Below are 25743 nucleotides of genomic sequence, written 5' to 3' on the forward strand. Positions count from 1 at the left end.
GCTATGGAGATTATTAATCCTTTTGAAGGTAAAGGGAATTGGTATAAAGGTAACCTGCATACACATACAAATATCTCTGACGGGAAATATACAGCAGAAGAAATATGTGAACTTTACAGTAAAAAGGGTTATCAATTCATTGCAATTACAGACCACAACATAATAAGCAAAGAAATACAACATAAAAATATGCTTGTAATGAGAGGGGTAGAATTACATCCCGAAGGATTTCATATCGTAGGCATAGAAGTGAAAAATGGATTCGCTTCGGAAGAAACCACAATACAGAAGGTTATAGATATGTTGAAAGAAAATTCATCATTGGTAATTATTGCACATCCCTACTGGAGTGGAAAGACATCTTCAGACCTTTTACAACTGAATGGATATACAGGGATTGAGGTATATAACAATGTCTGTCACCATCTTATAGGGAAAGGATATTCCAGTATACATCTTGATGAAGTTTTACAGACAGGAAAAAAGATATTCGGTTTTGCTGTTGATGATAGTCATTCGGAGGAACATATCGGTAGCGGTTTTATAATGGTACGGAGTAGCAGATGTGATAAAGAAGATATCGCTCTTTCCATCAAAAAAGGGCATTTTTATTCTTCCACAGGTGTTTCGATAAAGAATATCTCATTGGAAGATAACATTATCTCTGTAGAATGTGACCCTGCTGAATATATTGACTTTATAGGATATAACTCACTTGGAAAGAGATTCTCTGGAAAAGATATTAGATATGCAGAGTATCAAATTAAAGGGAATGAAATATATATCAGAATAGAAATAACTGATAGATATGGAAAAAAAGCATGGACTAATCCTGTTGTTTTTCTGTAAATGCCTTTTTCCATACTTTAAGCAACGATCCCCCAAGTAATCTTACCACTATCTCTGACGGGATTGTTAATAACTCCCTGTCAGGTATCTCCGGAGAGACAGGTCCATCATAACCAACATCTGCAAGTGTATTAAGAAATACAGGAATATTAATAATACCTGTTTCCCCTGGCATATATCTTCCTTTCTTTTCAGATGATATGTCCCCAACCAACACATATACTATATCTTCTTTTGAGACCTTTTTTAATTCTCCAATCTCACCACCTGAAAGATACCATTGTCTCGCAGAGAGAACAAATCCAGCATTACCTGTTTTTATCTTATTACACAGTCGCGTAATCTCCACCGGTAAAAAATGTTTATGGTGTTCAAAATATATACCTATTTTACATCCATAATCATTGAGAATCTTTGCTACAGAATAAAGACGTTCAATATAGAAACTGATATTGTCTTTCAATAGTTTACTACTACCTAATTCTATATAAGTTACTGCTCTGAATGCTTCCAGATAGGAAGCGTTTCTTGCATAATTTTCAAGTTTTTCAATACCTTTATCGTAAATTCTCTGTTCACTATCTAAAGAAAATGGAAGTTTCCATATACCTGCTTTTAGATTAAAAGAGTCAAACATTCCTTTAACATATGCAGGAGAATGTTCTTTTATAAGAATGGATATTTCCTCTATATTAATTTCAACCCCTTGAAAACTACCAATTGTAGCAAGTCGTAATTTCTCTCGTATCCCTGTATCCTTATCAAAAACATCTGCTGGAAGAGTTCTAAACATACGTTTCTCCTTATGTTTCTTAAACTTTCCGTTTTGACTTATTATTTTTAACTTTTTACTTATTATAATATAATCTATCAAAATGGAAAACACTTTTCATATACAATGGCACATAACAGACAGATGTAACTTACGATGTCTTCATTGCTATCAGGATAGTTTTTCTTCAAAGAGTGAGTTACCTCTATCTTCTCTTGAAAAAATTTTTTCAAATATGGTGGATTTTGTAGAAAAGAGAAGACAGAAACTTGTAATTGATATAACGGGTGGTGAACCATTTCTCTATAATGATTGGGCCACTTTAGTTTCACTAATATATAAACATCCTCAAGTGAAAAAAACAGGGATAATAACTAATGGATTTTTTCTCAATGAAAGAAATATAAAGTTACTTGAAAACTTTAAGAACCTTACACTAAAAATATCAGCAGAAGGAATGAATAAACAAATATTTGAATTGTTTAGAGGGAAAGGTACATACGACGAGTTTTTATATATATGCGAACATCTAAAAAATGCTCTGCCTAAAGAAAAGATATTGATGTTTACATTGACAAAAGAAAATGTAAAAAATGTTCCATATCTGTTTGATTTTATTAAGGATTATAATTTCAGTGCCTTTGTTCTTGAAAGATTCATTCCATGGGGGAGAGGAAGAAAAATTTTAGAGTCAATTATTTCATTGCCTGATTGGCTTTATATAATCAATGTTCTATGTGAGATATGTAAGGTAGAAAAAGATATGGATTCTCTTTTACCCTACAGGGGCTTTATGGTCAAATTGGATAATAAGGGTAAATATAATCTTTTTGGAGCACCCTGTATTATAGGAATTGACGGGATAGCTGTGATGCCTGATGGCAGTGTTTATCCCTGTAGAAGATTTCCTGTCAATATAGGCAATTTATTACAGAATAAACTTGAAGATATATGGGAAAAATCTGACGTTCTTGAAAAATTGAGAATTTATCCCTTGAAAGGTAAATGTAAAAATTGTAAAATTACACACTGCCGTGGTTGTAGGGCGCTGGCTTATAGTATAACAGGAGACTTTATGGAAGAAGACATAATGTGTCCATTAACAAAAGGGGGATGGGAAAATGGATATGATGCCTAAAAAGGTCTTTCTGACCAAAGGAGTGGGGAAGCATAAGGAAAAGTTAACAAGTTTTGAGCTTGCATTAAGGGATGCAGGGATAGCACAGTTTAATCTTGTTTCTATCTCAAGTATATTCCCGCCACACTGTAAACTTATATCAAAGCAAGCAGGACTGGCACAACTTAAAGCAGGACAGGTTGTATATACGGTCTTGAGCAGAAATGCCACCAATGAACCACACCGTCTTATCACTGCATCGGTAGGTATTGCTATACCGAAAGAAAGGTCACATTATGGTTATCTCTCTGAACATGAGGGTTTTGGAGAGACAGAAGATAAAGCTGGTGATTATGCAGAAGACCTCGCTGCAACAATGCTTGCTACAATACTCGGAATTGAGTTTGACCCTGACTCTTCTTATGATAAGAAAAAAGAAATCTGGAGAATGTCCAACAGAATAGTTAAAACAACAAATATTACACAGTCAGCAGTGGGAGATAAAAATGGACTGTGGACAACTGTTATAGCAGCTGCTGTGTTTATTATGGAATGACTTTTTATTAAGACAATGATTGAGATAAAGCACAACTTTTTAGGGGTTCCTGATATCCCATTAAAAAAAACAAAATTTGTAATACTTCCTGTTCCTTTTGAAGCAACAACTTCCTGTCAGACAGGGACAAAAGAAGGTCCATCCAGTATCATTTATTCATCCAATTATGTAGAACTTTATGACGAAGAATTAGATTGTGAACCATATACAGCGGGAGTAAAAACGCTTCTACCTATTGAACCATTCTATAAAAGTTTGAAAACAATGGTATCAAGAATTGAAAAGAAAACATCCTTTTATATCAATAAAAGAAAATTTGTCATAGGGCTTGGTGGAGAACATACAATCTCACTCGGATTTGTAAATGCATATCTGAAACATTTCTCTGATATAAAAGTCCTTTCTCTTGATGCACATGCAGACCTTAGAGAGGAATATCAGGGCACAGAACTCAGTCATGCCTGTGTGATGAGAAGAATTTCAGAACTGGGAGTTCCTGTTTTTTCTGCTGGTGTAAGAAGTATCAGTATAGAAGAAAAGAACTTCCTGAATAAGAATGGAAATGTAAAGGTATTATTTGCTCATCAGATGCATAGGAAAAAATGGAGTGATATTTTAAATAAAATGCTTCCTTCTGGAAATTATTATCTTACCTTTGATGTGGACTTTTTTGACCCATCAATTATCCCAGACACAGGAACACCTGAACCGGGTGGATTTTTATGGTATGAAACAATGGAGTTTTTAAGAACTTTCATCCAGAGGGAAGACATTAACCTCGTCGGATTTGATACAGTTGAACTTTCTCCTTCAAAACACTTTACTCCCTCATCCTTTCTTGTGGCAAAACTGATATATAGAATAATTGGATTTATTACATGTAAAGATTAAGACACCTTACTGCCTGGAGAAACATCCCTGTCTGTTGTAAGTATAGAGAATTTATCATTATTCAGTGTAGCAAGCAACATCCCTTTACTTTCAATACCCTTTATTACCTTTGGCTCAAGGTTAACAAGAACAACTACATTTTTACCGAGCAGTTGCTCTTTTGCATACCAGAGTTTTATCCCTGCAATTAGTTTCCTTGTTTCATCTCCCAAATCTACTGTAAGAAGATACAGTTTATCCGCACCTGCTACATCCTCAACATCTAAAACCTTCCCTATTCTTATATCCATCTCCTTAAACTGCTCAAATTTTATCATTTCATCCTCCTTTTCTCTTCACCGGTATCCTTATTGTAAATACTGTACCTTTACCCACTTTTGACTTTACGTTAATATCACCATTATGCTCTTTTACTACTTTCTGTACAACTGCTAATCCAAATCCAGTACCTCTGTTTCCTTTTGTAGAATAGAAGATATCAAATATTCTGTCTAAATTTTCTTCAGGTATACCACATCCATTATCTTCAACAACAACTTCTACAATATTCCTATCCGGAAGAAAAGATGTCTTTATTTTTATTATTCCTGTTAATTCTTTTACTGCATCAACAGCATTATCTATAAGATTTATAAGCATCCTTTCTATCCTTGAAGGGTCAATATATATCTCAGGGATATTCTTATCCAGATGTTCTATAACTCTTACTTTTTTTTCTTTCAATCTATCGCCCATAAGATAGATAGTATCTTTTATAATTTTATTTATATCTGCTGGAACAAGTTCTATTTCCCTCTCTCTTGAATAGTCCACCATAGAAAGCATAAGATTTTTCATTCTCTCATAACTGCTTTTGAGAACATTCCTTCCTTCTTTCAACATATCTGTATTACTGCTTTCTATCGCTATATCTATAAGTTCAACTCCGTTTTCAAGATTTGTAAGGATATTTTTTATATCATGTGAAAGACCACCTATGGTCTCTCCTATAGTTACAAGACGCTGGTTTTTAATAATATTATTAACCAGTTTCATATTACTAATAGCAAAACTTATCACCACAGTTCCTGAAATAACCAGTGTGCTTTCTTTTGAGTTAAATGTATCTTTCCCCTTCCTCCCAACTACTACAGCACCAAATCTTTCTCTCGTTGTTCTTAAAGGTGCTGCTATTATTGAAAAATATCTTCCATCCAATTTTGTTTTTTCTTTTAATATGCTCTCTCCTTTTCTAAAACACTCATATCCTATATCCTTAACAAGTCCCGGATTGAACTCCTTTTCAGAAGGATAGTGGTATGCCAGATGAAATGACTTTTTATCTGCGCCACAGAGAAAAACTTCTACAAAATATGGAGATATAAAATCTCTTATCTTATTACCTAACATCTGGACAAGTGTTACTTCATTCTCAACCTGTGCCATTTTCTCAGAAAGATGTTGCATAAACATCATCTCTGTAAAAAATGCTAAAGCCCCCTGTTCAACATCCTTCATTTCATCAAGAAGTATATTGACAAAGTCATCTATCTCCGGATTCTCTTTTTTATCCACTGCTATCTCTTCTATCTTTCTCATTAGAAAGTTAAATCCATCTATAAGTCCTGTCACTGGTTTAACAAGAACTTCAACAGTTCCTTTTATTGTTTTTAACGGCTTTACCATATACACTCCATTTTTATAAGACCATTTGATACAAAAAAGAAGTTTTTGTTGTCTCTGGTATATTCTTTATATTCTCCTCCTGCTTCCTGCAGGATAATTTTACCTGCTGATACATCCCATATGTTAAGTCCTACCTCAAAAAATAAGTCCGTCCTGCCTGATGCAACATAACATATATCCAGGGCTGCAGAACCCATCATCCTTACCTTCTTCACCTTATCAGCAATGTTGCAGAAAATTTTCAGTCCTGCTTCTATCTCTTCTCTCCCTTTCATTAAACCAAAACTTAATATAACATCTTTCATCCCTTCCGTTTTACTTACCTCAATTTTCCTCCCATTCAAAAAAGAACCTTTGTCTTTATACCCTGTAAACAACTCATCCCTGCAAAAATCATAGACAACACCAAAACCATCATCTTCCTTGATACAGGCAATAGAAACACAGCAGTGTGGAATTCCTCTATAATAATTAACTGTCCCATCTAAAGGGTCAATAATCCATATATATCCAGACCTGCCCCTTTCCTCTCCTTTTTCTTCTGATATATACCCATCCTCTGGAAAACTTTTTTCAATCCTATCAAGAATTATCCTTTCACTTTCCACATCCTGCTTTAGTTTTACATCATATTGAGTTATACTGGAGAGTTCTCCTCTGCCAAATTCTTTTCTTAATAAATATCCTGCCTCTTTAGCCATCTTTTTTGCTAATTCAAATCTTTCCTCCATTTATCCTCCATTAAATAAATAATTATACCCGAAATTACTATAATTACATAGAAATTCTATAGATTGGTCAGTTTTGAAAATACTAAAGGCAGGATTATTATCTACCTATCTTTTATGGATTATTTTCAAAAGTTGTCGTTCTTCATCTTCTGTAAGTTCGTTTATATCCTGTGCATTTTCCATTATAGTATGGTATATCTCTTTTGCCTTATCTATATCTACCCTTTTTCCTGCTTCAGCCCAGTTATTAAACATCTCCCTGCTCCATAAGGACGGTTCCCACATCTCTTTCCTGAAATATTGAGCGGTATGGAGATGATTAATAAACAGACCTCCTGGTCCAACCTCTTTTATAACCTCAAACCCTATCGTCTCTCCACTCACTTCACTTCCTTTTATAATTCTTTTAAGTGCTCCTACAAGTTCATTATCCAATATCATCTGTATGGGAGAATATACCTGGTCAAGAGAAAGTAATCCTGCATCAAGTAGTGTATCCGCACCTGAAAGTATTGCAGATAAGGTGGTCATCGTCTTCTGGCAACCTGCTTCCCAGCAGGGCACTTTCGCGTCCGCTAATCCTGTCTGGACATTACATCCCACACCATAATACCTCGCCATAGAAGATATCAATAAATTTCCTAGTACTATCTCAGGTCTACTATAAGGTCTTATCATCGTGCGCATATCAACAACAGATATCATCGCTCCGAGATATAAACGTTCTACTCCGTAACATGCTTTTATAATAAGTCCTATTGCTATCTCTTCTGCAATATTAATTGCAACTAAACCTGGTACGGTTACAGGAGCAGATAGACCTGCCGTTGTCATATGTGTAATATAAAGTGGATATCCTTTCTGCCACCACCAGGCAAATTGTTCTGCTTCCTCTTTGCTTATCTTTAAAGGAGACATCATAAATATTCCTCCATTAAAGACCTCATGAGGTTTCTTTCCTTTCATCTCCGCATATGCGCAATATAACTCTTCTAAGTGTTCTGCTGATTCAAAGGGATAAAGAATACCTGAAGGAGAAAGACCATATTTCCAGCAATAAAAACGTTCATATAACGGTGCCAGATCAGGGGAAGGCGACCAGGGATATCCAGTAAGAAAACATTCTGTTATCTCTGGAAGATGTTTTGCAAGTTTAAAGTAGGGCTCAAGATGAGAACTATCCAGTGGAACAAATTCATTATTATCAGGATTAATATACCAGCCAGGACCAAAAACTCCACATCTTCCCCAAAAATTAGATCTGCGGGTATCCCAGTTTTCTTTTGGAACATGGGAAAGAAACTCTTCTACCATTTTTTCAGGGAAATAAACACGCATATTCTTTTTATCTACTCTTGCTCCTATCCCTGAAAGTGCATCAAGAATATTTTCATTTCCAATTTCAATGCCAACTTCTGATAATATCTTAAGAATTTCTCTATGAAGGTCTTCACAATCTTTTAATGTAAACATAAAAATATCTCCTTTTATACAAGAATGGGGGAGATTTTTTCTCCCCCATTAATCATTATTAAAAAACATCTCTCTTATCTGCAGTCAAATGTAAATCCGTTCTCGTCAGTAACATACATACTCGTATCACCATAAAGGGTATTTTTATTTTTAACCAGTTGGGCATGTCCATCTACAAACAGAACATTCACACCACCTGAATGTCTCGCAGGATATGAATATCTCCAGAAATACTCTCTTCCTGCGTTCAAAACATCTCCGGGATAGTCAAGAGTTGTTTGAAAACCTGGTAAGTTATACCATTCAAAAAGCAGGACAACTTTACTCTGGTCCCCTTTTACTCTCGCTAACTTTACCACCCTATCAGGTCTTTCAGCATCTACCAAGAAACGGTTTGCATAATAACTACAGGATGCTGGAGCAGTGTTTATATACCATGATTTTGCACGTTCACTGGGACATCTGAAAGGAGTGGATTTTGCCACCATAAATTCGTAATACTCTTGAAGTGTAGAGAACTCTTTCTGTGTTTTTCCTCTTACATATTTTTCTATGGATAAAGCCCAGTTACCAGGTCTCATATTAAGAATAGGTCCCCATGTATATGAAGGAAAATATTCTTCATTATCCTGCATATACATCATAAAACCAAGTCCTAACTGCTTAAGATTATTCAAACACGTTGCCTGTCTTGCCCTCTCCCTCGCCTGAGATAATGCCGGTAGCAACATCGCTGCAAGAATAGCAATGATTGCTACCACTACCAATAACTCTATAAGCGTAAATCCCTTCCTTCTCATCTCACACCTCCATTTTCTGTTATCTATTCTAAACAGGGGATAACAGAGAGTACTGTCTGCCAGTGCCCCTGATAAATTGAATTTCCTTCTTTTCATATATTTATACACTCACATATTATCTACAACATAAAAAGGGAAACGTCCTACACACAACATTACCTGTCCTTTAAGCTCCATTCCACTCATTGAGACAGGGTTAGGACAATATCCTCCAAACATATCATAGACAGCGGTCTTACCAGACACATCAAGAAGCAGCTCATGTGGTGCATCTGTATTACTCCAGACCACCCTTATCCTTGAACCATCTTTCTTTTTAAAATAGAATATCCAGAATGTCGGTCTTTCAATCCATACACTTGTATCTACCTGTTTTTCCCATTTTACAAACTCAGCATCTTCAAGGAAGTGTGTCATTACCGCATATGTTATCAAAGGTGCACAGGGACTTCTATCATACTCTAAAAATGTTTTATCTGCTCTTACTTCCCAGGAGGATTCCTGTGTAGCGAAAAGCCAGTAGAATGTTTTTTCTACGCCTGCTGCCCACTCTGTAACATACTGCCTTACTATACCTGCTGCAGCGTCAAGTGATGTCATAGGAGGAGTTCCTTGTTCTCTCGGAAGTGGAGGATGGGTCCTGAACTCTTTCGTTATCTCTGCCTGTGTAATATGACACTCTGTATTCCACACAGGCATCTTTTTACCAGTGGTTTCCATAGCATCTGTCACCCTTTCAATACAGTTCACCCAGTTTTGTTTTGGACCTAAAAATCCCATCTCTTCTCCTGTATTCCTTAAATATCCTTTCGGTGACCAGGATGCCCAGTGGAAAGCAACTATGTCCATATAATTACTACCACTCTGGATTAAAGGAGGTAATGCGCCTGGATTTGTTACTACACCACCTACTACCTTTGCTTCTGGTTTTGTTGTTTTTACTATTTCATAAGTGGGCTTTAGTATATTTATATATTTTGTAACCCAGTCCTCCCCTTCTTTTAATGGTAGATAACCAGGATGGTTTGGTTCATTCCATACAGCCCAGTGTTTAATTTCTGGATAATAGCCACTTACCACTTTCTGGACATACTCCTTCCATTCTTTCCAGTTTGTAAAGTCAGATGGGATATTCGTATTAGGCCAGGGACCTCCATAATTCTTACTACCAGGTTCAGTAGCCCAGTAAGGGGGGTCTGTCAGTGTCCCTACTAAATGAAATCCCATATCCCTGAATTTTTTTATCTCTTCATTATAGAATTTCCATTCTCCTTTAAGAGGTTCTGTACATTCCCACCTGGTAAAAAGTGGAGGTAAACAGAACACCCACCTTATACCTATCTTTCTGGCAAGTTCCATTATAAATGGTCTGTTCTCCATCTCACACCCAAACCTGCTATCCCATGCATCCTCTGGCTTTTTCCCTAAATCCCGATTTGGGATGACACCAAAAAGGAATTCTTCAACATAACTGGTACCCTTCTCTCCTTTTACCTGCGCTAAAACTCTGTAGTGTCCAGTAGATATCCCTTTCAGGTCAACCTGCTTTTCTATAGTAATGCCCGCAATAATATCTAATGGAATCTCACCTTTTCTAACAACTTCCCCCCATCCATTCTCTATCTGATAAATAATAGAACCTTTAAGTGTCTGAGGACTATATACCTTAAAAACAAGGTTATTGTTTCCATTAACAAAAAATACTCTGTCAGAAATATTCGTCTCTATACCGATATCTATCGTTTCTTCTGATGCCTTTATGTATTCCCCTTTTTTTGATAGCCTGAAATTGTCAAACATAAAAGCCATCTCTCTGTTATCTTCATTACTACCTAAAATTTGTACTGCAACTGCTGATATATCTTCTGGAATAGTTATCTTTAAAGATACACTTTGCCATTTTTCTGATGGTTCAATATTCTTTAAAAGTAAAACATTATTACTTGTCTTATCTGCACGAACTAAAGATACACCTACAGGCCTTTTACTCTTTACATAGCCAGTCAGTTCATATTCACCACTGGTTATTGCATATGCCCTGCTAAATAAACGGAAATATGACTCACCCGGCATGACCAGTTTTAATATATGACTACCATCAGGTGCAGTATCATCCTTCTCTATAGTGGGTTGAGAATCTATAAACATTACCTTTATATCTCTCTCATATCCACCACGCCCTCCACCACGGGTATAACACCCCCAACCCTGTATTCCTACTTCAAAACTGCCATTGTGAAGAATATTACTAAGTACTTCTTTCTTATCTCCTTCCTTCTCTTTTACTATACCAGATATCTCTACAGGTAATTTATCGCTTTGGAATACCTGAATACGTTCTATGTATATATAATCATTGGAATAGCCGGAATCCATTCTTAAAAATAAAGCATTACATCTATCTATTTTCTGGTTCAAATCTACAGATGTAAGTACTGATATCTCCCCTTCTTTCTTCTCTTCGCATAGATAAGAAATTCCTGTTTCAGTATCAGTTACTATCTTCCACCTCTTCCATTTACCTCTTTCTATCGTAATATAGTTATCTGGTGTAAAAAGGATTGTCCCTTCTTTCTCCTGCCTCTTAATATGCCATGCCTCATGACCTATTTCATTCCAGTTACCAGGATTAACATATAACAATGCTATTTCAAATGGTGCAGAAGGGTCTATGTATATGTCCATCTCCGTAGTTATATATCTTTTCGTCGCCGGTTCGGTGGAAATAATAAAACTATAATTATTCGCTTCTGTAGACCGTTCACTAATCCTTAATGCTCTTCGCCTATTATCCTGATTCCATGGTGAAAGTGGATATTTTGATACAATATCATAGTTGGCTCCAGCATTAGGTATTACCCATCTAAAAGGAAGATTGGGAATGATACTTTTAACATCTCCTTCATACCCTTCACCACTGCTAAAATCAAGATTGAGTAAACACTCTTTATCTTCTTCCATTTTAAAAGCCCCATTACTCATAACCGCCTTGCAGGAAATACAACACAACACCAGTATAAACATGCATATTACAAACTGAACATTTACCTTTTTCCCCATTCTCATATCTCCTTTAATTCTAAATATTATTAATTACGTTCAAAAGTAAACCCATTTTCATCAGTAGTAGCATAAAAATTAGGGTCTGTAGAATTCATATATTTATTTTTTACCCACTGAGCATGTCCATCTACAAATAGAACATTCATACCACTGGAATGTCTGGGTGGGTACATCTCCCCGGGGCCCTTCCAGAAACAATTCACACCAGCACGTGCAATATCTTTACTCTGTTCATCTCTCCGTAAACCCCATTCATATAAAAGAACTACTTTTGAATTGTCTTTCCTTACCTCTGATAGACGACGATTCCTGTTAGGACCCCAGTCGGGTGTCAATAATAATCGGTTTCCCCAGTAACTGCAGGATGCCTTATCCTCAGTAACCCATGTAGAAAAAGCGATTTCTTTAGGACATCTAAATGGATTAGACCGCGCTGTCATAAACCTCTCTACAAGTATATATTTATGCAGAGAAACACCTATATCACTATCAAAATCCGTCCAGGTCTTTCCTCTTACATATCTCTCTATTGCCCATGCCCAGTTGTTGGGTTTTACATTATACTGGTAAATATTCACAAGGTCATTCGGGTCTGATGATTGTAATGGGAAATACTCTCCGTTATCCTGTAGATACATCATAAAACCAAGTCCTAACTGCTTAAGATTATTCAAACACGTTGCCTGTCTTGCCCTCTCCCTCGCCTGTGAAAGTGCTGGTAGTAATATCGCAGCAAGAATAGCAATGATTGCTACCACTACCAGAAGTTCTATTAGGGTAAACCCGCTTCTTCTTTCCATTTCCCTTCCTCTCTTTCAATCTTATTATTTAACTTTTACAGGGCCTGTAGAGTTCCTTATTATCAATTCTGGAGTGAATATAATCTTCTGATTGTTTCTCTTTTCACTTTGTTCTATCATTTCAAATAAAACTTCTGCTGACTTCTGTCCTATCATGAAGGTTTGCTGTCCAACGGTTGTTAAAGGGATATCAAAGAAAGAGAGTAATTCTATGTTATCATAACCTACAATAGAAACATCCTCTGGAACTTTTTTACCTGCTTCCCTGAGTACCTTCATAACATTCAATGCTATACTATCACTCCAACACAATATACCTGTTGGAGGGTTTTCCATATTTATCAGGGAAATCACGTTCTTTTTCAAAATATCTTTTTCTGTATTTCCCCAGAATGTATAGTCCTTCCTATATGGGATTCCATATTTTTCAAGTGTATATCTGTATCCATTCAACATATTGATATCAGAAGGTATATTAGGAGAATTGCCAAAATAAGCAATATTCTTATGTCCGAGAGAGATGAGATGCTCTGTCGCCATCCGCATACCCTCATAATCATCCTCACCTACATATACACAGTCCAGCCCATCTATCATTTCACTCATCAGTACCAACGGAACGTCTACGTTTTTAAGGAGCGCTTTAACCTCTGAACTGTTAGAAGAAGATGTTACTATAAGCCCATCTACTTTTCTCGCAATCAATCTTTTTACATTACTTATCTCATCATCTTTACCTTCGCTGAAACAACTTATAAGTGTATAGTGGTTTTTAAAACAGATATACTGGATACCTCTAAGTCGGTCCATATGGGATGGATTATCAAAAAAAGATGTTAAGAATCCTATTGTAGCGGTCTTCTTACTGACAAGTGAGCGCGCCATCAGGTTGGGTATATAACCCATCTCCTTTGCTACCCTTTTTACTCTCTCCTTTGTATGTTTTGAAATGTCAGGACTGTCATTTAATGCCTTTGATACAGTTCCTACAGATATCCCCAGTTTCTTTGCAATGTCTTTTACTGTAATCATTTTAAACGTTTTCTTTGTCTTGTAAAAAAATAGCATATTTATTAAATTTTGTCAAGTACTTAAACGTATTCTTAAATAGAGATTCTTAAATAGAGATATTTTTCAGATAATGAATTCCGATTAAAATAAAATTGTGGTAATATAAATAACAGGTTAAAATTATGAAGAAAATATCATTTTACTCTGCACGATATCATCTTTTTATTCTCTTCTTTATTCTGTTATCTGGAATCTGCATGAGCGGAGAAATATCTGTAAAATTGGGAGTAGATATTCTATCTCATACACTTCTTCAAGGGAAAAAGGTTGGACTTATTACGAACCAGACAGGTATGGACAGTAACCTTATCCCATCTGTAGAAATAATCTCTCGGCTGCCTGATGTGAAACTTGTTGCACTCTTTGGTCCTGAACATGGATTTAAAGGTGGCAGGATGGGAATCATCACAGGGGAAGGAGAAGAGAAAGGCATAAAGGTATTCAGTTTATATGGTGCCACGAGAAGACCCACAGCAGAGATGTTAAAAGGGATTGATGTCCTTATCTTTGATATACAGGATGTTGGAGCACGCTCATACACCTATATCTCTACAATGAGATACTGTATGGAAGAGGTAGCAAAGAATAATATCCAGTTTGTAGTACTTGACAGACCAAATCCACTGGGTGGGTTGCTTGTAGATGGACCAGTACTGGATATGAATTTTGAATCATTTGTGGGGTCTGCTCCAATACCATATGTCCATGGAATGACTGTGGGAGAGATTGCTCTATTTCTTAATAAAGAACTTAATATAAATTGCAACCTTACTGTGATAAAAATGGAGGGATGGAAAAGAGAGATGCTATGGGAAGATACAGGACTCATATGGATACCTACATCCCCTCACATCCCTGAACCTGATACTCCCTTCTTCTACCCTATCACTGGTATCCTCGGAGAATTAGGATTAGTAAATGTGGGGGTGGGATATACCCTTCCCTTCAAACTGGTTGGTGCACCATGGATTGATGCAGAAAAGATAACATCTTATCTGAACAACAAAAAACTTTCAGGTGTATATTTCCAGACATTTCATTTCACTCCTTTTTATGGACTTTACAACGGGCAGGAGTGCAACGGCTTTAGGATTATTATCACCGACAAAAGGAAATATAAACCAGTGGAGATATGCTATCACATAATAGAAGCACTGTTGAAACTATATCCTGAAAAGTTTAATTTTTCTGCTGCCTCTCCTTCTAATATAGATATGTTTGATAAGGTCAATGGAAGTGATAAAATAAGGAAACTGGTCCAGAGAGGAGCAAAGGCAGAAGAGATTGTTAATTCATATCAGTCATCTTTAAAGGAGTTTATTGAAAAGAGAAAAAAGTATCTGTTATATAACTGATATGTCTGTAATAAAAAAGAAAGGGAAAGGGACGATATATACGGGTAAAAACCGTAACTATATTGCATTTCCTATGGGAGGGATTGGTGCAGGAACAATATGTTTGGAAGGAAATGGTGGCTTTACACATATATCTTTAAGACATAAACCAGAGTTATTCAATCAACCACTTATGTTTTCTGCCTTCTGTGTTAAAAACCACCCTGAGACAGCGAGGGTACTTGAAGGAGAAATACCGGAATGGAAGGTATATGGTATACCAGGAGGAGGTAGTGGACTGACAGGGACTATCTACGGACTACCGAGATGTTTTACAGAAGAATTTACAGCAAGATTCCCTTTTGCCACAGTAAAACTTGCGTATCCAGAACTGCCGATGAAGGTTGAGATTACCGGGTGGAGCCCTTTCATACCGTTAGATGAAGATCTGTCTCTTCCTGTTTGTGCACTTGAATATACCTTTATAAATAAAGGTAAAAAATCAATTGAAGGAGTTTATTCATTCCATTCAAAAAACTTTCTTGCAACTGAAACAAAGAAGTGTGGGGTTAAGGAATTGAACAATAAGGGCTTTATTCTCTATCAGGATGGAACTGATGAAAAGCCATATGATGAAGGTAGTTTCTGTGCTATGGTTTTAGAAGAAAATGCAGGTATAAACTGCAGGTGGTTCAGGGTTGGTAATTTTGACCTTACAACTATTCTCTGGAGAGAGATAGAACTATCCCGCGTTATCTCCAATCCACCATTCAAACAGGATGAACAAGCCAGTCCTGGAGCGAGTATATATGTATCTGTCAAAATCCCTGCTGGTGGTAAAAAGACAATAAAAATTCTTCTCTGCTGGTATGTTCCGAATAGCAACATTAAGACAGGAGATGACGATACAAAAGGATATTACAAACCCTGGTATGCAGGTAGATTCAATAATATTCAGGAGGTAGCCAGATACTGGGCAGAAAATTATAATGGATTAAAGGAAGAGACAGAAAAATTTACAGAGTGTTTTTACAGTTCATCCATACCGGCAGAAATCATTGATGCTGNATCTGCGAACCTTTCCATACTTAAATCTCCAACAGTCCTGCGACAGATAGATGGCCGGCTCTGGTGCTGGGAAGGATGCAGTGATACATACGGTTGCTGTCCTGGCTCCTGTACCCATGTCTGGAACTATGCACAGGCAATCCCACACCTTTTTCCATCACTTGAAAGGACACTTAGAGAAACAGAATTTAATGAGATGCAGGACGAACAAGGACATCAGGAATTTCGTGCATGGCTCCCTATCCGTCCATCTGTCCACAGATTCCATCCTGCAGCGGATGGACAACTGGGTGGTATTATAAAAGTTTACAGGGATTGGAGAATAAGTGGTAATACCCGATGGCTGAAAAGTATATGGGAAAAGGTAAAGAAAAGTTTAGATTACTGTATAGAGACATGGGACCCTGAACATAAAGGGATATTAGAAGAACCGCATCATAACACCTATGATATTGAGTTCTGGGGACCTGATGGTATGTGTTGCAGTATTTATCTCGGTGCACTTAAATCTGCATCTCTTATAGCGGAAGCGCTGGGTGAAGATATCCCACTTTACCGCAAACTTTATAAAAAGGGTAGAAGATACTTAGAAAAACATCTTTTCAATGGAGAATATTTTTATCAGGATATCAGATGGAAAGGACTGAAAACAGAAGACCCCACAGAAAAAAAATACACAGAAGACAGAGAAGCAATTAAGAACCTCTATGAAAAAACAAGATATGCAGGGCTCTGTCCTGCATGGTTGGATGAGGTAATGGAGGTTATAAAAAAAGAGGGACCGAGTAAACAGTATGGAAAGGGATGCCTTGCAGATGGTGTTTTAGGAGCGTGGCTGGCAGAGGTGTGTGGAATAGGTGAAATACTGGATAATAAAAAAGTTAAAAGACATCTGCTCTCTGTATTCAAATACAACTTCAAAAAATCACTTATAGACCATATTAATCCACAGAGACCTGGATATGCTATTGGAAATGATGGTGGACTGCTTCTCTGCACCTGGCCCAAAGGAGGAAAATTAACATTTCCTTTTCCTTATTCTAATGAGGTATGGACGGGTATTGAATATCAGGTGGCTTCACACCTTATGATATTTGGAAGGGTAAAAGAAGGACTGGAGATTGTCAGGACAGCAAGAAAAAGATATGATGGGACAAAAAGAAATCCATTTGATGAGTATGAATGCGGGCACTGGTATGGAAGGGCTCTCTCTTCCTATGGACTGCTTCAGGGGCTAACAGGTATCCGCTATGATGCTGTAGAAAAGATACTTTATATCAACCCTTCTATAAAAGGGAACTTTTCCTGTTTCTTCTGCACATCTACAGGATATGGACTCGCAGGTGTAAAGGATAAAAAACCATTTGTCAAGGTGTGTTCAGGAGAAATAGAGATAAAAAGGATTGAATACAAAAAATATGGAGGTGGAAGATGAAAAGAAAGATGGTTTTTGTAGTAATGGTGTTGCTTCTGTGTATATCGCTTACTGGATTTGCCCAGGAGATGAAGAGAAAGGATGTAAGTTTAACTGTATACAACCAGAACTTTGCGCTCGTAAGGGATGTAAGGAGTATCAATCTAAAAGAAGGGAAGAGTGAAATACGGTTTGTTGATATTGCAGGCAATATTGAGCCAGCGAGTGTCCATTTTAAGTCCATCACAGCACCTGATAAGTGCGGGATACTGGAACAGAACTTTGAATATGACCTTGTAAGTGCAGACAAACTCCTTTCAAAGTATGTTGATAAGGTAATAAGTGTAATATCTCAGGATGATGTCAGGTATACCGGATACCTTGCCAGTTATGATGGAAGCCAGATTGTACTTGTGGAAGATAAGGAAAAAGGACCTGTCTTTATGATAAACAGAGAAAATGTAAGGGATATTGAATTCCCACAACTACCTGAAGGACTGATAACAAAGCCAACACTTGTATGGTCTATCGTAAATAATAAGCCAGGTACACACGATGTTGAGGTAAGTTATATTACAGGTGGAATCAACTGGGTGGCTGACTATGTGGCTGCTGTATCTGATGATGAAAAGTCCATATCACTTACCGGCTGGGTAACAATTGATAATAGAAGTGGAACTGACTACGAAAATGCCTCACTGAAACTTGTTGCGGGGGATGTTTTCAGGGTTCAGAGGAGAGAAGGAATTGTTAGTGATATGGTGATGAAGGCGGCTGCTATTCCCTCCGCTGAGCAGTTTGAAGAAAGACAACTGTTTGAATACCACCTTTACGAACTCCAGAGAAAGACCACACTTAAAAACAATCAGACAAAACAGATAAGTTTACTTACCGCTCCAAAGGTATCTGTAAATAAGGTATATACCTACAGCGGTGCGTTATACAGTTGGTACTACTATGACAACTGGCAGGGACTTCAATGTAATAAAAAGGTGGGAGTAAATATAGAATTCAAAAACAGTAAGGAAAATGGACTTGGTATACCTTTACCAAAAGGGACAGTAAAGGTCTATAAGGCGGATATAGATAAGTCATTACAATTCATCGGAGAAAACCAGATAGACCACACCCCAAAGGATGAAAAGATATCACTTTATTTAGGTAATGCCTTTGATATTGTGGGAGAAAGAAAGGTTACAGACCACAAAAAGTTAGCGGTAAATCTGTATCGGGATTCTTATGAGATTATTTTAAGAAACCACAAAAAAGAGCCAGTGGTGGTAAAAGTAATAGAAAGGCAATGGGGTGACTGGAAGGTTGTACAGTCAAGCCATGAGTATAAAAAAGAGGATGCTACAACCCTTACATTTGAAGTAAATATACCTGCTGACGGAGAAACAAAGATAACCTATACTGCTGAATACAGGTTTTAATCTATTTTATCTCTCTCTTCACCTGATAGATGAGAGTAGTACCTCTTTACCTTTCTTTTCACTCAGAAGTGCTGCCTGCATAAACTGCATTATCTCAAGAGTTTCTTCCAGAGGGACAGGACTCTTACCTGTCTGGAAGAAAGGTATGATCTCCTTAAGCAACTGTGAATAAAATGGTACTTCAGGGGAATGAGTAACCTGTTCTACCTTCTTTTCTCCAAATACCCTCGCCCCATAAGAATGCGGTCCTTTCCTTGTTCCCCTTACTGTTCCTATCCTGCCGTCCTCCCATTCACCAACAACAAAATGTGCACCTTCTGTATATTTTGAAAAGAGTTTCTTACAGCCAGTTCCCATAAAGGTATAAAGAATTTCCACACCATGTACCCCATACCAGAATAATCCAGGATTTGTGGGCTCCATTGTTGCAGCACTAAATGCATCACATCCGAGGATATTTCCAATTTCAGGGTTTTTTCTTACCCTGCTTATGTTGTAGTCAAATCTTAAAGAAGAGGAAGAAAAAACAGGGCAGTTGTACTTTTTTGCCAGTTCCACAATCTTTTTTGCCTCTTTGAAACTTGCTGCCAGTGGTTTATCTATAAAAAGTGGCTTTCCTGCTTTTATAACAGGGGTTGCCTCCTTTAAGTGCCTTCTTCCATCAACACTTTCAAGAAGTATAGCATCAACCTCCTTCAACAATTCCTTTATGGATGATACTATCTTTATACCCCACTTCTCAACCATCTCTTTCTTAAAACCCTCCACCCTACTATAACTTGCCTCAAGATCAGGACTGAATGAAGGATAACCGGCAACAACCTTGCCACCTGAAACATGATATGGGTCATTTTCATCATTCAGTAATCTCGTAAACGCAGGCACATGTGATGTATCAAACCCGATAATTCCAATTTTCAACTCTTCCATTTCTCTCCTTTCGTTAACAATATCCTGATTTCTGTCAACATCTTTTCTACAATTGTTTTTTCTGAATAGGTACTTATTATAACACCTTTTTTAAATAAAGCAAATCTTCCTCTCCCTCCTGCTATTCCTATATCTGCCTGTTTCGCCTCTCCAGGTCCGTTGACACTGCATCCCATTACTGCTATTTTCAAGTCCTTTACTCTTGGATATTTTTCTTCAAGCGCCTTTATTTCTTTTTCAACTTTCCTCAAGACATCTTTTAAGTTCACCTGGGTTCTACCGCAGGTAGGGCAGGATATAATCTCTGATTCAAATCTTCTTAAACCGGCTGACTGGAGTATTGCTTTACCTATCTCTATTTCTTTATATGATGGCTCTGTAAGAGAAACACGTATTGTATCTCCTATCCCTTCAAGTAATAATACCCCTATGCCTAAAACGGACTTACTAAATGCAAGGGCACCCCTTCCTGCTTCTGTAATACCTAAATGTAAAGGATAGTCCACGAGTTCAGATATTTTTCTATAACAGGCAACTGTTTCTTTCACTGAAGGCGTCTTTAGAGAGATAACAGTATTATGGAAGTCCATATCCTCAATAAGTTTTAATGTATCCAGAGCAGAAGATACCATGCTTTTTACAAGATTACTTCCTATCTTCACAGAACCAGAGTTTATACCTATCCGAATGGCTATACCTTTTTCTTTTGCTACTTTCACTATCTCTTTTATATCCCTTTGAAGCATATTCCCAGGGTTTATCCGTATCTTATCCGCACCATTTTCTATAGCAAGAAAAGCAAGTTTTTTATGGTAATGTATATCTGCTACCAGAGGAATATTTATCTTGTCTTTAAGAACCTTCAGCCCTTTTATATCTTCCTCGTTAAGGACCGCTACTCTTATAATCTCTGCCCCTGCCCTTATCATCCTTTTTGCTTCAGTTATCAAACTGTTTATATCTGCTGTGCTGCATTTTGTCATCCCCTGAACAGATATAGGTGCATTACCTCCTATATATACATTACCTACCTTTACCTTTTTTGTCTTCCTTTTTATCTCTTTCATTTCTCTATCTATCTACCAATACTTTACTTATATCTACTTTTTTCCTACTGCCTCTTCCAGTACTCTTAATATATCATTGTATGTTACATATAGAGCAAGGCATATTATCAATATAAGTCCTATGTACCCGGACCATTCTAAAAATTTTTTTGAAGGACGTCTTCTCATAATCCGTTCACCTGCAAGCCCTGCAAGATGTCCACCATCCAGTAAAGGAAATGGCATCATATTAACTATACCTAAATTTATACTGATGAACGCAATGAAGTATAAAAACCTGCCTATCCCCCCTTTTGCAACTTCTGCACCCCACTTTGCAATACCTACAGGACCTGAAAGTTGTTTTGGAGATGCCTGTCTTGTAATAAGCATCTTGATTGCTATAAAGATACTATGAAGCATCTTCAAGAATTCCTTTGATGCTCTGATAACCGCTTCACCTGGTCCATATCTCTCTGTCTTTTCCATAGGAGAGATACCGAGTATATACATTGGCTTACCAGTTGAGATACTACTGCCTTCTTTATAAAGAGCTGGCATAACCTTTATTTCCATTATTTCATTATTTCTTTTAATAGTGAGTTCAACAGGGGTAGCAGGAGACGTATCTGACGTATCTATTGTCTTACGGATATTTACTAAAACATCAAACCATTCTTTACATTCAATTCCATTTACCTTGAGTATCTCATCACCAACTTTAAGTCCTGATGTCTCTGCAGGCATACCTTCCACAAAAGAACCAATTTTTGTTCCATCATAACCAGGAACTCCTATGATAAAAACAGGTATCAGTAGTAAAAATGCAAGAACTAGATTAAAAAAAGAGCCAGCAACTATCACCTGACTCCTATGTCCGGGACTTTTTCCCATATACTCCCACTTCTCATATACCTCCTTGTTAAAACTGTCCTCTTCACCTGCTAACTTTACAAATCCGCCAAAAGGAAGAAGTGAAAGTTGATACACCGTATCACCTCTTTTAACAGAAAATATCCGTGGTCCAAAACCGAGCGAGAATTTTTCAACACGGATACCTACCTTCTTTGCCACAAGGAAATGTCCTGCTTCATGAACAAGTATAATAACAGAAAAAAGTACTAAAATAGATATAGCAGAAATTATCATATTTTATCTCCTGCGAGTTCTTTTGTTTTCTCCTTTGCCCATATATGAATCTTAAACAATTCTTTTAATGAAATATTTTTACTGTATGTGTGTATATCAACAACCTTTTTCACAAGAGGAAGTATCTCTCTAAATTTAATACTACCTTTAAGAAACAAAGACACCGCTTCTTCATTAGCACTGTTAAGCACAACAGGGAAAGACCCTTTTTTCTCTATTGCCTGAAGCGCAAGTGTGAACCACATCTCTTTTCTATCAACAGGATAGAAATGTAGAAGTCCATTTCTGCCAAAGTCAATATGTTGCCAGCATGAGTTCTTCCTGTAAGGATAATTAAGAACAAAACTTATTGGAAACTTCATATCAGGTACAGAAAATATACCTTTGACTGTCCCATCTATTAATTCTACCATTCCATGGACAATTGCCTCAGGATGTATAAGAACTTCTATCTTATCGGATGACAGGTTAAATAGGTGATGTGCTTCAATAACCTCAAAGGCCTTATTCATCATTGTAGCAGAATCAACAGTTATCTTTTTCCCCATCTTCCATACAGGATGTGCAAGGACGTCTTCAAGAGATTCATCCTTGTTTCTCTGTTTCCCATAAAAAGGTCCGCCTGACGCAGTAAGATACACCCTGTATATATCTTTTTCTTTCACTCCTTTAAGTGCCTGAAAAAGTGCGTTATGTTCACTGTCCACAGGTAGAATCTCTACTCTATACTTTTTTGCTAATGAGATTATCATATCACCTGCAACAACAAGGACTTCCTTTGTAGCAAGCCCTATGGTCTTTTTCTCCTTGATGGCTGATATAATTGCTTTCAGGGTTTTTATTCCCGGTATAGCACAGATGATAATGTCTGCTTTTTTAAGTGTTGTTATTTCTTCAATCCCCTCTTCTCCATATAAAAATTTGATGTTTTTAAACCTTTTTTCAAAAGAGATATCTCTTTTTTCCGTATAAACATAAAGTGGTGAAAATTCTTCAATCTGGTCAACAAGTATATCTCTGTTTGTCTGACAGGCAAGTCCAATAACCCTAAATCTATCTCTGGATTGTCTTATAACCTCAAGGGTATTCTGTCCTATTGTTCCTGTACTGCCGAGTATAACGATATTTTTCATACTGACACTCCACCAAAACGTCTCTGTCTTCTCTGGTAATCAAAAAGTGCTTTCAAGAAGTCATTTTCCGTAAAGTCAGGCCAGAGAACAGGAGTAAAATAAAGTTCTGCATATGCCGACTGCCATAATAGAAAATTACTCATTCTTTTTTCACCGGATGTCCTTATAATAAGGTCAGGCGAAGGGATACCTGCTGTATAAAGATTTTTTTCTATCATCTCCTCTGTAATATCTTTCTCCTCCGAAGAAACACACTTCCTCACTGCATCTACTATCTCCTGCCTGCTACCATAATTTATGGCAAATATAAGGTTCAGACCTGTATTCTTATGGGTCTTTTTTTCAATATATAACATCGTTTTTATGAGTTTTTCTGGTAATTGCTCCCTTTTACCTATAAAATATACCCTTACATTATTTTTATGGAGTTTTTCTCCTTCAGCTCTTAATCTTTCTTCCATAAGATGGAAAAGGAACTTTACTTCTTCAGGTGGACGTTTCCAGTTCTCTGTTGAGAAAGAATAGAGTGTAAGATATTTAACTCCGTAATTACTCGCTGCCTTAACTATTCTTCTTACTGCTTTCAGTCCTTCCCTATGTCCTGCAATCCTCGGCAATCCCCTTTTCTTCGCCCATCTACCATTACCATCCATAATAACTGCAATGTGGGATGGTACTACTTTTATTTTATTTTTCATATCTCAAATTTCTCTCCAAAATATATCTTTCTTGAATCAGGATGTGAAAGTATCTGTTCTGGAGTACCTTCTATAAGGATTTCTCCTTTGTGTATAAGGTATGCTCTGTCTGTAATTTTCAGTGCATCTCTAACATTATGGTCTGTGAGAAGTACACCTATATTTTCCTTTTTTAATTCAACAATGGTATCCTGAAGTTCATATACGGTCTTTGGGTCTATTCCTGAAAACGGTTCATCAAGAAGGAAAAATTTAGGATTGAGAGTAAGACATCTTCCTATCTCAAGTCGTCTCTTCTCTCCACCTGAAAGGGTTCCTGCAATATGTTTCCTGAAATCCAACAGTCCTACCTTTGCCAGATACTTATGGCATATCTCTTCCATCTCGTTTCTGTCCTTATAATATTCCTCAAGGATGATATATATATTTTCTTCCACTGTGAGTTTATTGAATAAAGAGATTTCCTGCGGTAGATATAAAAGCCCTTCCCTCGCCCTTTTCCATACAGGTAATCCTGATATATCTTTATCCTGTAGAAAAATTTTCCCATTATCAGGATTTATAAAACCAACTATCATTTCAAATGTTGTGGTTTTCCCTGCCCCATTAGGACCTAAAAGTCCAACAATCTCACCCTTCTCTACATTTATAGAGATATTCCTGACTGCTTCCTTTCTTCCAAATTTTTTTTGCAGATTTATCGCTTTAAGCATTTTTCAGAATTTTTCAGAATAGATTGGTACCACCTTCCTCATGAAATACTATACCGAGATGTTTGTAAGCAAGGGGGGTAACAACCCTTCCCTGTGACGTCTTCTTTATAAAACCTTTCCTTACCAGAAAACTCTCATATACCTCCTCAATGGTATCTGTCTCTTCTCCAACTGCTATAGATAAACTTTTCAGTCCTACAGGTCCCCCACCAAACTTTGTTATAATAACTTCAAGAATTTTCTTGTCCATCTCATCAAGTCCTTCTTCATCAACATCCATTTTATCAAGTGCATGTCTGGCAATATTTTTGTCTATTACACCTGTCCCTTTTACCTGAGCATAGTCCCTAATTCGTCTGAGAAGACGATTTGCAACCCGAGGGGTTCCTCTTGCCCTTTTCGCTATCTCCTCTGCACCTTCTTCTGTTATCTCTATTTTTATCAGTCCTGCTGCTCTTTTCACTATTGATTTAAGTTCATCTGTTGTATAGTAATCCAGCCGATGCATTATACCAAACCTGTTTCTTAAAGGAGATGTAAGTAGCCCTATCCTCGTTGTTGCACCTACAAGTGTAAATTTTTTCAGAGGAATTTTTACAGACCTTGCCTTAGGACCTTCTCCTATAACAATATCTATACAGAACTCTTCCATTCCACTATAAAGATATTCTTCTATCGTCCTCGGCAACCGATGTATCTCATCTATAAAAAGTACATCCCCTTCCTCAAGGTTTGTAAGTATTCCTGCAAGGTCTCCTGCCCTCTCTATTACAGGACCTGATGTTGCTCTGATATTCACACCCATCTCATTGGCTATAATATAAGCAAGGGTTGTTTTCCCTATTCCCGGTGGACCATGGAATAAAACATGGTCAAGTACATCTTCTCTCTCTTTAGCCGCTTTTATGAAAACCTCAAGGTTTTCTTTTACCTTATCCTGTCCAACGAATTCTGAAAACCTTAATGGTCTTAAAGCACTCTCATACTTTTTATCCTCATTAACTGCAACAGGAGATGTTATTCTTTCTTTTTCCATA

Annotated in this window: 23 protein-coding genes and 1 pseudogene; 7 read left to right on the forward strand and 17 right to left on the reverse strand. The window is 37.0% G+C overall.

The features are described 5' to 3' along the window. Positions 1 to 3: 3 nt before the first annotated feature. The gene (locus tag N3D17_00515) at positions 4 to 849 is read left to right on the forward strand and encodes a CehA/McbA family metallohydrolase (GenBank protein MCX8081878.1); all 846 of its coding nucleotides are present in this window, start codon (positions 4 to 6) and stop codon (positions 847 to 849) included. Here N3D17_00515 and N3D17_00520 read toward each other — a convergent pair. Continuing rightward, complete coding sequence (locus N3D17_00520; GenBank protein MCX8081879.1) at positions 827 to 1642, reverse strand: sugar phosphate isomerase/epimerase; 816 nt, start codon at positions 1640 to 1642, stop codon at positions 827 to 829. The genes N3D17_00515 and N3D17_00520 overlap by 23 nt on opposite strands. Positions 1643 to 1724: 82 nt before the next feature. Between N3D17_00520 and N3D17_00525 the strand changes: the two genes are divergently transcribed. The 3 genes from N3D17_00525 to speB are packed head-to-tail and all read left to right on the forward strand — an operon-like array spanning position 1725 to position 4185. Then, on the forward strand, positions 1725 to 2759 hold the full coding sequence (locus N3D17_00525) for a radical SAM protein (GenBank protein ID MCX8081880.1): 1035 nt from the start codon (positions 1725 to 1727) through the stop codon (positions 2757 to 2759). After that, a complete protein-coding gene (locus N3D17_00530) occupies positions 2749 to 3294 on the forward strand; it encodes an arginine decarboxylase, pyruvoyl-dependent (GenBank protein ID MCX8081881.1) in 546 nt (181 codons plus the stop codon). The genes N3D17_00525 and N3D17_00530 overlap by 11 nt, the downstream gene beginning before the upstream one ends. Positions 3295 to 3309: 15 nt before the next feature. Next, complete coding sequence (gene speB / locus N3D17_00535; GenBank protein MCX8081882.1) at positions 3310 to 4185, forward strand: agmatinase; 876 nt, start codon at positions 3310 to 3312, stop codon at positions 4183 to 4185. Here speB and N3D17_00540 read toward each other — a convergent pair. From N3D17_00540 to N3D17_00580, 9 genes and pseudogenes are all read right to left on the reverse strand, one after another. Continuing rightward, on the reverse strand, positions 4182 to 4502 hold the full coding sequence (locus tag N3D17_00540) for a hypothetical protein (GenBank protein ID MCX8081883.1): 321 nt from the start codon (positions 4500 to 4502) through the stop codon (positions 4182 to 4184). The two genes, speB and N3D17_00540, sit on opposite strands and share 4 nt — an antisense overlap. A gap of 1 nt (position 4503) precedes the next feature. Next, the gene (locus N3D17_00545) at positions 4504 to 5850 is read right to left on the reverse strand and encodes an ATP-binding protein (GenBank protein ID MCX8081884.1); all 1347 of its coding nucleotides are present in this window, start codon (positions 5848 to 5850) and stop codon (positions 4504 to 4506) included. Further along, the gene (locus N3D17_00550; protein MCX8081885.1) at positions 5844 to 6581 is read right to left on the reverse strand and encodes an inositol monophosphatase; all 738 of its coding nucleotides are present in this window, start codon (positions 6579 to 6581) and stop codon (positions 5844 to 5846) included. Before N3D17_00550 ends, N3D17_00545 begins: the two co-directional genes overlap by 7 nt. A gap of 105 nt (positions 6582 to 6686) precedes the next feature. Continuing rightward, positions 6687 to 8054 (reverse strand): trimethylamine methyltransferase family protein, encoded by a 1368-nt coding sequence (locus tag N3D17_00555; GenBank protein ID MCX8081886.1) that lies wholly within the window; start codon positions 8052 to 8054, stop codon positions 6687 to 6689. A gap of 74 nt (positions 8055 to 8128) precedes the next feature. Beyond that, positions 8129 to 8950, reverse strand: a complete 822-nt coding sequence (locus N3D17_00560; GenBank protein ID MCX8081887.1) for a DUF1559 domain-containing protein — start codon at positions 8948 to 8950, stop codon at positions 8129 to 8131. 12 nt (positions 8951 to 8962) lie between these two features. Beyond that, the gene (locus tag N3D17_00565; protein MCX8081888.1) at positions 8963 to 11914 is read right to left on the reverse strand and encodes a hypothetical protein; all 2952 of its coding nucleotides are present in this window, start codon (positions 11912 to 11914) and stop codon (positions 8963 to 8965) included. A gap of 29 nt (positions 11915 to 11943) precedes the next feature. Next, complete coding sequence (locus N3D17_00570) at positions 11944 to 12657, reverse strand: DUF1559 domain-containing protein (GenBank protein ID MCX8081889.1); 714 nt, start codon at positions 12655 to 12657, stop codon at positions 11944 to 11946. Beyond that, positions 12631 to 12717 (reverse strand): annotated as a pseudogene (locus N3D17_00575) (prepilin-type N-terminal cleavage/methylation domain-containing protein). The gene N3D17_00570 and the pseudogene N3D17_00575 overlap by 27 nt, the downstream one beginning before the upstream one ends. Before the next feature lie 24 nt (positions 12718 to 12741). Further along, positions 12742 to 13749 carry a LacI family transcriptional regulator gene (locus N3D17_00580; GenBank protein ID MCX8081890.1) on the reverse strand — a complete coding sequence of 336 codons (1008 nt, stop codon included), beginning with the start codon at positions 13747 to 13749 and terminating at the stop codon, positions 12742 to 12744. A gap of 236 nt (positions 13750 to 13985) precedes the next feature. Between N3D17_00580 and N3D17_00585 the strand changes: the two genes are divergently transcribed. The 3 genes from N3D17_00585 to N3D17_00595 all read left to right on the forward strand — a co-directional run bounded on the left by N3D17_00585 (position 13986) and on the right by N3D17_00595 (position 19037). Further along, entirely contained in the window at positions 13986 to 15143 is a 1158-nt protein-coding gene (locus N3D17_00585; protein MCX8081891.1) for a DUF1343 domain-containing protein, read from the forward strand. Beyond that, positions 15109 to 17625, forward strand: coding sequence for a non-lysosomal glucosylceramidase (locus tag N3D17_00590; protein ID MCX8081892.1), 2517 nt, complete (start codon positions 15109 to 15111; stop codon positions 17623 to 17625). Before N3D17_00585 ends, N3D17_00590 begins: the two co-directional genes overlap by 35 nt. Continuing rightward, on the forward strand, positions 17622 to 19037 hold the full coding sequence (locus N3D17_00595) for a DUF4139 domain-containing protein (GenBank protein MCX8081893.1): 1416 nt from the start codon (positions 17622 to 17624) through the stop codon (positions 19035 to 19037). The genes N3D17_00590 and N3D17_00595 overlap by 4 nt, the downstream gene beginning before the upstream one ends. 18 nt (positions 19038 to 19055) lie before the next feature. Here the strand turns inward: N3D17_00595 and N3D17_00600 are convergent, their stop codons facing one another. Genes N3D17_00600 through ruvB form a run of 7 tightly spaced genes read right to left on the reverse strand, consistent with a single transcriptional unit; the run spans position 19056 to position 25742 of the window. Beyond that, positions 19056 to 19967, reverse strand: coding sequence for a Gfo/Idh/MocA family oxidoreductase (locus N3D17_00600; protein MCX8081894.1), 912 nt, complete (start codon positions 19965 to 19967; stop codon positions 19056 to 19058). Beyond that, a complete protein-coding gene (gene ispG / locus N3D17_00605) occupies positions 19955 to 21034 on the reverse strand; it encodes a flavodoxin-dependent (E)-4-hydroxy-3-methylbut-2-enyl-diphosphate synthase (GenBank protein ID MCX8081895.1) in 1080 nt (359 codons plus the stop codon). Before ispG ends, N3D17_00600 begins: the two co-directional genes overlap by 13 nt. Before the next feature lie 33 nt (positions 21035 to 21067). Then, complete coding sequence (gene rseP, locus N3D17_00610) at positions 21068 to 22162, reverse strand: RIP metalloprotease RseP (GenBank protein ID MCX8081896.1); 1095 nt, start codon at positions 22160 to 22162, stop codon at positions 21068 to 21070. Beyond that, complete coding sequence (gene dxr / locus N3D17_00615) at positions 22159 to 23295, reverse strand: 1-deoxy-D-xylulose-5-phosphate reductoisomerase (protein MCX8081897.1); 1137 nt, start codon at positions 23293 to 23295, stop codon at positions 22159 to 22161. Before dxr ends, rseP begins: the two co-directional genes overlap by 4 nt. Then, positions 23292 to 23993: an isoprenyl transferase gene (locus tag N3D17_00620; protein ID MCX8081898.1), complete on the reverse strand. Its 702-nt coding sequence runs from the start codon at positions 23991 to 23993 to the stop codon at positions 23292 to 23294. The genes dxr and N3D17_00620 overlap by 4 nt, the downstream gene beginning before the upstream one ends. Beyond that, positions 23990 to 24706 (reverse strand): LPS export ABC transporter ATP-binding protein, encoded by a 717-nt coding sequence (lptB, locus tag N3D17_00625; protein ID MCX8081899.1) that lies wholly within the window; start codon positions 24704 to 24706, stop codon positions 23990 to 23992. The genes N3D17_00620 and lptB overlap by 4 nt, the downstream gene beginning before the upstream one ends. Before the next feature lie 13 nt (positions 24707 to 24719). Beyond that, positions 24720 to 25742, reverse strand: a complete 1023-nt coding sequence (gene ruvB / locus N3D17_00630; GenBank protein ID MCX8081900.1) for a Holliday junction branch migration DNA helicase RuvB — start codon at positions 25740 to 25742, stop codon at positions 24720 to 24722. Position 25743: the final 1 nt, after the last annotated feature.

The organism is bacterium, assembly GCA_026414725.1.
Taxonomy (GTDB): Bacteria; Ratteibacteria; UBA8468; order B48-G9; family JAFGKM01; genus JAAYXZ01.

Coding starts and splice junctions, on each gene's coding strand:
- N3D17_00515 (MCX8081878.1), top strand. CDS start 4: ATGGAGATTATTAATCCTTTTGAAGGTAAAGGGAATTGGTATAAAGGT.
- N3D17_00520 (MCX8081879.1), bottom strand. CDS start 1,642: ATGTTTAGAACTCTTCCAGCAGATGTTTTTGATAAGGATACAGGGATA.
- N3D17_00525 (MCX8081880.1), top strand. CDS start 1,725: ATGGAAAACACTTTTCATATACAATGGCACATAACAGACAGATGTAAC.
- N3D17_00530 (MCX8081881.1), top strand. CDS start 2,749: ATGATGCCTAAAAAGGTCTTTCTGACCAAAGGAGTGGGGAAGCATAAG.
- speB (MCX8081882.1), top strand. CDS start 3,310: ATGATTGAGATAAAGCACAACTTTTTAGGGGTTCCTGATATCCCATTA.
- N3D17_00540 (MCX8081883.1), bottom strand. CDS start 4,502: ATGATAAAATTTGAGCAGTTTAAGGAGATGGATATAAGAATAGGGAAG.
- N3D17_00545 (MCX8081884.1), bottom strand. CDS start 5,850: ATGGTAAAGCCGTTAAAAACAATAAAAGGAACTGTTGAAGTTCTTGTT.
- N3D17_00550 (MCX8081885.1), bottom strand. CDS start 6,581: ATGGAGGAAAGATTTGAATTAGCAAAAAAGATGGCTAAAGAGGCAGGA.
- N3D17_00555 (MCX8081886.1), bottom strand. CDS start 8,054: ATGTTTACATTAAAAGATTGTGAAGACCTTCATAGAGAAATTCTTAAG.
- N3D17_00560 (MCX8081887.1), bottom strand. CDS start 8,950: ATGAAAAGAAGGAAATTCAATTTATCAGGGGCACTGGCAGACAGTACT.
- N3D17_00565 (MCX8081888.1), bottom strand. CDS start 11,914: ATGGGGAAAAAGGTAAATGTTCAGTTTGTAATATGCATGTTTATACTG.
- N3D17_00580 (MCX8081890.1), bottom strand. CDS start 13,749: ATGATTACAGTAAAAGACATTGCAAAGAAACTGGGGATATCTGTAGGA.
- N3D17_00585 (MCX8081891.1), top strand. CDS start 13,986: ATGAGCGGAGAAATATCTGTAAAATTGGGAGTAGATATTCTATCTCAT.
- N3D17_00595 (MCX8081893.1), top strand. CDS start 17,622: ATGAAAAGAAAGATGGTTTTTGTAGTAATGGTGTTGCTTCTGTGTATA.
- N3D17_00600 (MCX8081894.1), bottom strand. CDS start 19,967: ATGGAAGAGTTGAAAATTGGAATTATCGGGTTTGATACATCACATGTG.
- ispG (MCX8081895.1), bottom strand. CDS start 21,034: ATGAAAGAGATAAAAAGGAAGACAAAAAAGGTAAAGGTAGGTAATGTA.
- rseP (MCX8081896.1), bottom strand. CDS start 22,162: ATGATAATTTCTGCTATATCTATTTTAGTACTTTTTTCTGTTATTATA.
- dxr (MCX8081897.1), bottom strand. CDS start 23,295: ATGAAAAATATCGTTATACTCGGCAGTACAGGAACAATAGGACAGAAT.
- N3D17_00620 (MCX8081898.1), bottom strand. CDS start 23,993: ATGAAAAATAAAATAAAAGTAGTACCATCCCACATTGCAGTTATTATG.
- lptB (MCX8081899.1), bottom strand. CDS start 24,706: ATGCTTAAAGCGATAAATCTGCAAAAAAAATTTGGAAGAAAGGAAGCA.
- ruvB (MCX8081900.1), bottom strand. CDS start 25,742: ATGGAAAAAGAAAGAATAACATCTCCTGTTGCAGTTAATGAGGATAAA.